At 42.3% G+C, this 8,466-nt stretch carries 8 protein-coding genes and 1 other annotated feature (1 of these 9 running past the window's edge); of the genes, 5 read left to right on the top strand and 3 right to left on the bottom strand.

Going from position 1 to position 8,466, the window contains the following annotated elements; genetic code table 11:
* Positions 1 to 246: a binding site (T-box leader), on the top strand (it extends 9 nt beyond the left edge of the window).
* Positions 247 to 320: 74 nt separating this feature from the next.
* Together ACTHPA_RS17925 and brnQ are read left to right on the top strand one after the other, a co-directional pair.
* Positions 321 to 1,127: a YitT family protein gene (locus ACTHPA_RS17925; protein ID WP_440502253.1), complete on the top strand. Its 807-nt coding sequence runs from the start codon at positions 321 to 323 to the stop codon at positions 1,125 to 1,127.
* Positions 1,128 to 1,138: 11 nt separating this feature from the next.
* Positions 1,139 to 2,440 (top strand): branched-chain amino acid transport system II carrier protein, encoded by a 1,302-nt coding sequence (gene brnQ / locus ACTHPA_RS17930; protein WP_440502255.1) that lies wholly within the window; start codon positions 1,139 to 1,141, stop codon positions 2,438 to 2,440.
* Between the two features lie 54 nt (positions 2,441 to 2,494).
* Here brnQ and ACTHPA_RS17935 read toward each other — a convergent pair whose 3' ends face one another.
* From ACTHPA_RS17935 to ACTHPA_RS17945, 3 genes are all read right to left on the bottom strand, one after another.
* Positions 2,495 to 3,088 carry an NADPH-dependent FMN reductase gene (locus ACTHPA_RS17935; RefSeq protein ID WP_440502257.1) on the bottom strand — a complete coding sequence of 198 codons (594 nt, stop codon included), beginning with the start codon at positions 3,086 to 3,088 and terminating at the stop codon, positions 2,495 to 2,497.
* Positions 3,089 to 3,107: 19 nt separating this feature from the next.
* Complete coding sequence (locus tag ACTHPA_RS17940; protein WP_440502258.1) at positions 3,108 to 4,091, bottom strand: ring-cleaving dioxygenase; 984 nt, start codon at positions 4,089 to 4,091, stop codon at positions 3,108 to 3,110.
* 244 nt (positions 4,092 to 4,335) lie between these two features.
* Complete coding sequence (locus tag ACTHPA_RS17945; RefSeq protein ID WP_440502260.1) at positions 4,336 to 4,719, bottom strand: RidA family protein; 384 nt, start codon at positions 4,717 to 4,719, stop codon at positions 4,336 to 4,338.
* 209 nt (positions 4,720 to 4,928) lie between these two features.
* On the opposite strand from ACTHPA_RS17945, the gene ACTHPA_RS17950 reads away from it, so the two are divergent.
* From ACTHPA_RS17950 to wrbA, 3 genes are all read left to right on the top strand, one after another.
* Complete coding sequence (locus tag ACTHPA_RS17950) at positions 4,929 to 6,266, top strand: allantoinase (RefSeq protein WP_440502262.1); 1,338 nt, start codon at positions 4,929 to 4,931, stop codon at positions 6,264 to 6,266.
* A gap of 2 nt (positions 6,267 to 6,268) precedes the next feature.
* The gene (allC, locus tag ACTHPA_RS17955; RefSeq protein ID WP_440502264.1) at positions 6,269 to 7,501 is read left to right on the top strand and encodes an allantoate deiminase; all 1,233 of its coding nucleotides are present in this window, start codon (positions 6,269 to 6,271) and stop codon (positions 7,499 to 7,501) included.
* Positions 7,502 to 7,707: 206 nt separating this feature from the next.
* On the top strand, positions 7,708 to 8,319 hold the full coding sequence (gene wrbA, locus ACTHPA_RS17960; protein WP_440502266.1) for an NAD(P)H:quinone oxidoreductase: 612 nt from the start codon (positions 7,708 to 7,710) through the stop codon (positions 8,317 to 8,319).
* Positions 8,320 to 8,466: the final 147 nt, after the last annotated feature.

Raw genomic sequence — 8,466 nt, forward strand, 5'->3', positions numbered from 1 at the left:
TTGACGAGAAACAGTAAGTGAAGAACCCTGTTCTTTAGAGAGTCGACGCTTGGTGAAAGTCGATGGACAGATCTTTTCCGAAAATCATTCTCCGAGATGCAAGGCTGAATATAGTAAGTCTTGCCGGATTTCCTCCGTTATAGGGAACACGTATGATTGTACGTTGATTGAGAGCCGTATTGTTTCAAATGTTATCTGGAACTTGCGGAATATGGGTGGTATCGCGAGCACAAACTCGTCCCTGTTTAGGGGCGGGTTTTTTTATGTGGAAAAATAACAGACAGATGAAGTCAGTTTTACTCTAAGGAGGTCTATTGGGAATGAAAAATGGTATTGTCGTAGCGGGTTCGTTGATTGTTGCTTTTGCTTTTAATTTCTTTCTCGTTCCATATGGAATTTTAAGCAGTGGAATTAGCGGTATTGCTATTTTGATTGGGAAAATTACCCCATTTGATATTGGCTTAATGAATTTTTTGCTTAATTTACCCTTACTTGTATTAGGATACTTTAAACTTGGAAGGTTGATTACGGTCAATACACTGGTTTGTGTTGTGTCGCTATCTGTGTTCTTGTATGTGTTACCAGTAATTCCTGTTACAGACAACATATTATTGTCGACGATTTTTGGAGGTGTCATGAGCGGCATCGGTGTTGGCTTGATTTTAAAGTACTCTGGCACTTCCGGTGGATTGGATATCATAGCAATCATCCTTTCCCGGACGAGCAATATAAGTATCGGACTTCTTCTGACTAGTATGAATGGCATTATAGTTTTCATTTCGGGTGCCGTATTTGACTGGAATATCGCATTATATACGCTTTTGTCCATCTATTTGACAGGTAAAATGATTGATAGTATTCACACAAATCACATTAAGTTAACAATGCAGATTGTCACTTCGCAAGGAGAGGCAATTCGGGAAGATCTATTGAAGTCTATCTATCGAGGTATTACAATCACGGAGGGTTACGGCGGCTATACACAAGAAAAGAAACATATTTTAATGACTGTTGTTACACGATATGAAATGTTGCAGGTGAAAAAGATAGTACGTGGCTATGATAAGACTGCATTTATTAATATATTTGAGACTGTTGAAGTAGATGGTTCGTTCGCTAAGAATTAGGAGGGTTTACGATGAGTAGGAAAAATGTATTGTTTTCAGGACTTATGCTCTTTTCTTTATTCTTCGGGGCTGGAAATCTAATTTTTCCACCCCTTCTAGGTTTGGAATCGGGGAGCAACTTCGGACAGGCAATTGCCGGGTTTCTTATAACAGGTGTCTTGCTGCCATTCATGGCAATCATGTCAATCGCATTGTCTGAAAATGGGCTAATCTCTATTGGCAGCAGGGTGCATGGACTGTTTGGCCTAATTTTTGCGATCATTATCTATATGTCAATCGGGGCTTTATATGGAATACCAAGAGCTTCGAATGTAGCGTACGAGTTGGGTTTCAAGCAAATCGTAGACGTCAATGGCTGGCTTGCATTGCTAGTATTCTCCTTGCTGTTTTTTGGAGTGACTTACCTCATTAGTTTAAATCCCAAGAAAATAGTAGATCGAATCGGACAGCTGTTGACTCCTATTTTATTGCTAGTGTTAGCTTTGCTGGTTATCCGGGCCTTTATCAAATTTGAAAATATAGCTTCTCCAGCGGAAGGAACTTATGCATCGTCTCCATTTGTAAAAGGTTTCGTGGAAGGGTATTTCACAATGGATGCTGTGGCGGCGCTTGCGTTTGGGATTGTTGTCATAAATGCACTGAAGGATAAAGGTGCAATATCCAAATCGGAGCTTGTAAAAGGGACATTGGGGGCCGCAATTATATCTGGTCTCGGATTGGCCGTTGTTTATGTCTCCTTAGGATGGATTGGAAGGGTCATACCGAAGACAAATGACTTTGCAAATGGCGCGGATATATTGACTGTAGCATCGGATATCCTATTTGCTAGCGGTGGTGGACTTATATTCGGTGTGATTGTAACACTGGCATGTCTGACGACTTGTGTTGGCTTGATTACTGCATGTGCTAGATTTTTTAATGAGATTTATCCTGAAATTCAATACCACTCGTATGTTGTTATTTTTGTATTGATTGGCTTGTTAGTGTCTAATTTAGGTTTGAATACGATTCTAAATTTGGCAGTGCCATTATTAGTGCTCATTTACCCAATTTCCATCGTATTGGTCATTCTCTCGTTATTCGAGCATTTTGCGGGCGGAGGGAAGATGATGTACCGGCTATCGGTTGCCGTGACGTCAATTTTTGCGCTGTACGAGGTATTGACGAGCATCGGTTATAAAGTCGGGATTTTGACCAGGTGGTTAGATGTTGTTCCGTTCTTTGAGCATGGACTGGGCTGGGTTTTGCCTGCTTTTGTTGCCGCTTTGATAGGGTATGGGGTCGATAAGTTCAGAAGGGAAGCCTTCATATAAAAAAAGAGTAACCATCTAACTTGCGCCAATGCAAGGGATGGTTACTCTTACTTATTATCGAATTGTTTTCAATGCAGTCGCCCAAGGGATAACTTGGTCTAGCATTTGATTTACAGAAGAAGCTTGTACTTCCGCTGGTTTGAAGTCTGTTCCGTTTTCGAAATCAGTGAATAGTGATAGAGCTGGGTGAACACGAACATCCGCTACGGATAGTTCACCAAGGATGCCGCGTAAATGTTCAGCTGCGCGAGCACCGCCTACTGAACCGTAAGATACGATACCGGCTGCTTTGTTGTTCCATTCTTCGCGTAGGAAGTCTAAAGCGTTTTTAAGCGCTCCGGTAATGGAGTGGTTGTATTCTTGAACGATGAATACGAATCCGTCTTGTTTTCCAACGATTTCTGACCATGCGGCCGCGCCTGAAGCATCGCTTCCTGGCTCGCCTAGCAATGGCAATTTGTAATCTGCGATATCGATTACTGTATAGTTAGCGTCTCCGCGTTGATCTGCCAATTCTTTTACCCAAGCACCTACTTGAGGGCTTACACGTCCATCACGAGTTGATCCTAAAATAATACCGATATTTAAATTTGTCATTGTTTGTTCCTCCTGTTGTTTAGATCCAAATAATTTATCAAAAAGTCCCATCTTTTAAAGTTTCACCTCCTTACAAGTATTCTTTTTCAATGTTCTTCGTACTACGGACTGTATCAATTGGCCGTACAAGGCCTTCAATTGTTTCGCGTTTGTCTTCAAAGAATGGTGGCAACGATAGTTTTTCGCCAAGCGTTTCATACGGCTCATCGCCCATGAAGCCAGGGCCGTCCGTCGCCAATTCGAACAGAATGGAAGGTGCGATTCTCGTATACAACGAGCCGAAGAAATAACGGTCGATAAAGCCTGAGTTTGGCAATTGGAAGCCTTGCAAACGTTGTTGCCAAACATCGATTTCTTTGCGGTCCTCTACACGGAATGCCGTATGATGGACAGTGCCGAATCCTTGCATTGCTTGCGGAAGGACCGTGTTATATTCCACAACTACTTGAGCGCCGTTTCCACCCTCGCCCATTTCGAATAAATGGAATGACTCTTCTTGTGCAATTTCCTTCATTATAAATACTTTCTCCAACATATCTTTCACGTGATCGAAGAAGGAAGTCCGGATATGGATTGGTCCGAGTCCTGTAATGGCGAACTCCAAAGGAATCGGTCCGTTTTGCCATGGCGTTCCTGATTCGACGCCTTCATTGAGCTCGTCAGAAATGAGCTGATACTGTTGGTCATCGAAGTCTACAAATGACAATACCTTTTTACCGAATTGCTCTTGGATGCCTTTATGCTTCACGTCAAATTTGTCGAAGCGTTTTACCCAATATGCTAACGCAGCATCGCTCGGTACACGGAAAGAAGTTTTTGAGATTTCGTTTGTTCCGTGTACTCCTTTTTGAATGCCGGGGAAGTCGAAAAATGTCATATCCGTACCTGGATTGCCTGCATCATCTGCGAAAAATAGATGGTACGTTTGAATGTCATCTTGGTTTACTGTTTTCTTTACGAGGCGCAATCCTAATGTGTACGTGAAGAAGTCATAAATCATCTCTGCACTGCTCGTAATGGCTGTCACGTGGTGAATGCCTTTTAATTGGTTCATGTATGTTCTCCTCCTTAATTTGTCTCGAATTCAAGATATATAGTTAAAAAAATTTGTTTGTTTTTCAACTAACATGGTTTTTGGATTCATTATTTACCGATTGAATTAATTTATCTTTAATTCAAGATAATAATAGCATGCTGTTTGACGTTGCGTCAACAGTTTCATTTTGGAGAAAAAAAAAGACGTCCCCAAAAACGTTTATACATATTTTGGGGGACGCCTTTATATTCATTCATATTACTCAGTTAGGTTTTTTCGCAATCGCTTCGATTTCCACTTCTGCTCCGAGTGGAAGTGCTACCACTGCGACACAAGTCCTTGCAGGAAACGGTTTAGAAAACTTCGTTGCATATACTTCGTTCATTGCGGAAAAATTATTCATATCAGTCAAATAAACATTTACTTTTACAACATCATCAGGTGTGAGACCAGCTGCTTCCAGCGCCTCAAACAAGTGATCAAAGCACAATTTTGTTTGTGTTCCGATGTCACCTGCTATATTATCCGCAGAAGCGGAGTTCATTGCGGTCTGCCCGGATAAATAAACTAAATCACCTGCGTCCACCGCAGCTGAATACGGACCTGATGCCGTTGAGCCTTTTACTTCATAAGCTTTTCTTGCCATCATTACTCCTCCTTACTTCATAGCTGAAATACCATCATAACGTAATAAACATCCATTGTATAGAACTTGATTGAATTCTTGAATATTGCTTATGCATGTTTGCTTTGTAAAGGTTAATGGATATAGAAGAAGGATGAGACACATAATGAACAGGAATCTAGTTTCCACAACGGGAATAATAAGATCGGCAAAACTTGGAGGGATTTTCAATGGCAAGCTACGATTTGATCATTAAAAATGGAACGATTGTAACGGCAGACTCAACGGAAAAAGGAGATATCGCCGTCAAGGACGGAAAGATTATGGAAGTGTCTTTCGGAAAGCCGCTCGAAGCAACGGCAGACAAGGAGATAAATGCGGAAGGTCTTCATGTTTTCCCAGGCGTCATTGACTCGCATGTCCACTTTAACGAGCCGGGCAGAACAGAATGGGAAGGATTGGAGACGGGTAGCAGGAGTTTAGCTGCCGGCGGGGCGACATCGTTTTTTGATATGCCACTGAATAGTACCCCTCCGACAATCAATAAAGCCAATTTAGAAATGAAACGTGCATTGGCAGAGGAAAAATCCATTGTGAATCCATATTACTGGGGTGGGCTCGTACCAGAAAACATAGCAAATCTGCGTGAGCTTCATGAAAATGGCGTTATCGGCTTCAAGGCATTCATGTCGCCGAGCGGAATTGACGACTTCCATAACGTCGATGATGAAACGATCTATAAAGGAATGAGGGAGATTGCATCCTTGGGATCCCTATTAGCCGTTCACGCTGAAAGTACGGTCATGTGTGAACAGCTTGCGGAAGAAAGAATCGGTCAAGGCAAAGTAACGGCGAGAGACTATGTCGAATCCCGTCCAGTCATTTCGGAAATTGAAGCGGTCCGAAGAATTCTTTCTTATGCCGAATTGACGGGCTGTAAACTTCATATCGTGCATGCAAGCAGCCGGAAAGTCGTGGAAGTGATCAATGATGCGAAACAAAGAGGCGTCGACATAACGGTTGAAACGTGTCCGCATTATTTATCATTGACTGTAAAGGATTTGGAAGAACAAGGCGTCATCGCAAAATGTGCCCCTCCATTAAGAGATCAAGAAGAAGTGGATGAATTATGGACGGCAGTAGCGAATGGCGAAATCGACACAATCGGCTCCGACCATTCACCGGCGCCAGCATCCATGAAAGTGATAAGCGATAATATTTTCGATGGATGGGGAGGGATTTCAGGAGCCCAGTCCATGTTGAATATTCTTTTGACGGAAGGACATTTCAAACGGAATGTGCCGTTGGAGAAAATTGTTGAATTGACGTCAAAAAATCCGGCGAAAATATTTGGACTGAAGACAAAAGGAACGATTGCAGCAGATTATGATGCTGATTTGACACTTGTCAATCTGAATGAAAGCTTTGAATTGAAGAAGGAAGATCTGTTTTACCGCCATCAACATTCGCCTTATATTGGAAGGACTTTCAAAGGAAAAGTGAAGACAACAATTGTAGGTGGGGATGTCGTGTTTGAAAACGGACAACCAATACAAAGGGGTAGATGAATGTGACAGATGTAACACGTGAAATTGCTCGTCTTGAAGAGTGGCTGGCGGAATACGGGAAGGATCCTGAAGGTGGTGTTACAAGGTTACTATATACAAAAGAATGGGTGGAAGGGCAAAAAGCGTTGGAAAAAAGAATGCAAGATGATGGATTGACTACTCGTTATGATGATATCGGAAACTTATTTGGCCGATTAGAAGGAAGTATGTATAAAAATGAAACAATTTTAACCGGCTCGCATGTAGATACTGTTAAAAACGGCGGCAAGTTAGATGGCGCCTTTGGAATATTGGCGGGAATATTAGCGATCCGCCTTTTAAAGGAGAAATATGGCCAGCCCCTCCGAAATCTCGAGGTCGTGTCGTTTGCCGAGGAGGAAGGAAGCCGTTTCCCATATGCCTTCTGGGGGTCCAAAAATTTTGTCGGCATTGCGAAAAAAGAGGACGTTGTAGACATTACGGATTTCAACGATGTTCCCTTCGTAGAGGCAATGAGAGCTGCTGGTTTTAATTTTAGGGATGAATCGAAAGCGCTCCGCAATGACTTGAAAGGATTTGTTGAAATCCATATCGAACAAGGCAATGTTTTAGAGAAGGAAGGAAAAGACATTGGAGTTGTTCATAGCATTGTCGGACAAAGGCGTTTTACGATCGAAGTGAAAGGTGTCGCAAACCATGCGGGGACTACACCTATGGGGTATCGGAAAGATGCGTTATATGCCGCCAGCCAAATGATCAATAATGTCATTAACAGAGCAAAAGAATACGGCGATCCGCTCGTTGCGACAGTCGGTAAAATCGAAGTCAAACCGAACACTGTAAACGTTGTTCCAGGGGAAGCGCTATTTACATTTGACGTTCGGCATACGGAAAAAGAGGCCCTCGTAAAGTTTACGGAGGAACTGACAACAATTATCAAGAGGATCGCTGCTGATTCAGGTGTAGAGACGACGATTGATATGTGGATGGATGAGGATCCGATTCCTATGAATAAACAAATCGTTGAAACCATTGAAAAACAAGCGAAAGAAAATGGATTCAATTATAAGGTGATGCATAGCGGTGCTGGGCATGATTCACAAATCATTGCGCCCGTCGTGCCGACAGCAATGATCTTCGTTCCAAGCCGCGAAGGAATCAGTCATAATCCTTTGGAATATACAAGCCCTGAACAATTGGCAGTCGGGGTTCAAGCATTGATGAGCTCCTTGTATGCATTGGCGTATACAGAGTAGAAATAAAAGAGTTGGCATTATCCGATGAGGTGCAGGAAAGTCATTGATCTTTCTGCACCCTCTTTCATATGGACAGATAAGGGGTTGAATAAAACTTTTTTGTAGTGGTATAGCTAGAAGAGTATGGTTATGAAATTATCGAAGAAGCAGGTGCAATAATGCGCTTTTTAGCAAAAATATTTGGAAAGCCAAAGGAGATGGAAAAAATGTCGAATGTAAAAGTGGCTGTCATTTTTTATAGTATGGGTGGTACAAACTATCAATTAGCTAAATGGGCTGAAGCGGGTGCAAAAGAAGCCGGTGCCGAAGTTAAAGTATTGAAAGTTCAAGAGCTCGCTCCACAATCAGTCATCGAAGGAAATGAAGCTTGGAAATCAACTGTCGAAGCGACAAAAGACGTTCCAGTGGCAACTTCAGAAGATCTCGAATGGGCAGATGCAATTATCTTTAGCGTCCCAACCCGTTTTGGCAATATGCCATCGCAAATGAAGCAATTCTTAGATATTCAAGGTGGCCTTTGGGCAAGCGGCAAGACGGTTAATAAAGTAGTAAGCGCGATGACGTCTGCTCAAAATCCACATGGCGGCCAAGAAGCTACATTATTATCCCTGTATACTTCAATGATGCACTGGGGCGCTATCATTGCACCTCCTGGATACACTGACCCAGTTCTCTTTGGAGCAGGCGGAAATCCTTACGGCACGAGCGTAACAGTCGGCCAGGACGGTAAAATGATTGAGGATGTTCAAGGTGCTGTGAAGCATCAAGCAAAACGGACAGTTACAGTTGCAGAGTGGGTTAAAAAAGGAAATCAATAAGATTATTATTGATGGGAGTTGTCCGTGTTTGGACAACTTCTTTTTTGTAAATGAAATAACCCGCCGTAGAGTGAAGTGCACCCCAAAAGTTAGAGTTGAAAATCTAACTTTTGGGGTGTTTTATTATGGTTAAATATACAGATGATT

It is taken from the genome of Sporosarcina sp. SAFN-015 (assembly GCF_051966875.1).
Classification (GTDB): domain Bacteria; phylum Bacillota; class Bacilli; order Bacillales_A; family Planococcaceae; genus Sporosarcina.

Bases quoted from the DNA above. Each gene is read 5' to 3' on its own strand.
- ACTHPA_RS17925 (WP_440502253.1), top strand. From the start codon at position 321: ATGAAAAATGGTATTGTCGTAGCGGGTTCGTTGATTGTTGCTTTTGCT.
- brnQ (WP_440502255.1), top strand. From the start codon at position 1,139: ATGAGTAGGAAAAATGTATTGTTTTCAGGACTTATGCTCTTTTCTTTA.
- ACTHPA_RS17935 (WP_440502257.1), bottom strand. From the start codon at position 3,088: ATGGGACTTTTTGATAAATTATTTGGATCTAAACAACAGGAGGAACAA.
- ACTHPA_RS17940 (WP_440502258.1), bottom strand. From the start codon at position 4,091: ATGAACCAATTAAAAGGCATTCACCACGTGACAGCCATTACGAGCAGT.
- ACTHPA_RS17945 (WP_440502260.1), bottom strand. From the start codon at position 4,719: ATGGCAAGAAAAGCTTATGAAGTAAAAGGCTCAACGGCATCAGGTCCG.
- ACTHPA_RS17950 (WP_440502262.1), top strand. From the start codon at position 4,929: ATGGCAAGCTACGATTTGATCATTAAAAATGGAACGATTGTAACGGCA.
- wrbA (WP_440502266.1), top strand. From the start codon at position 7,708: ATGTCGAATGTAAAAGTGGCTGTCATTTTTTATAGTATGGGTGGTACA.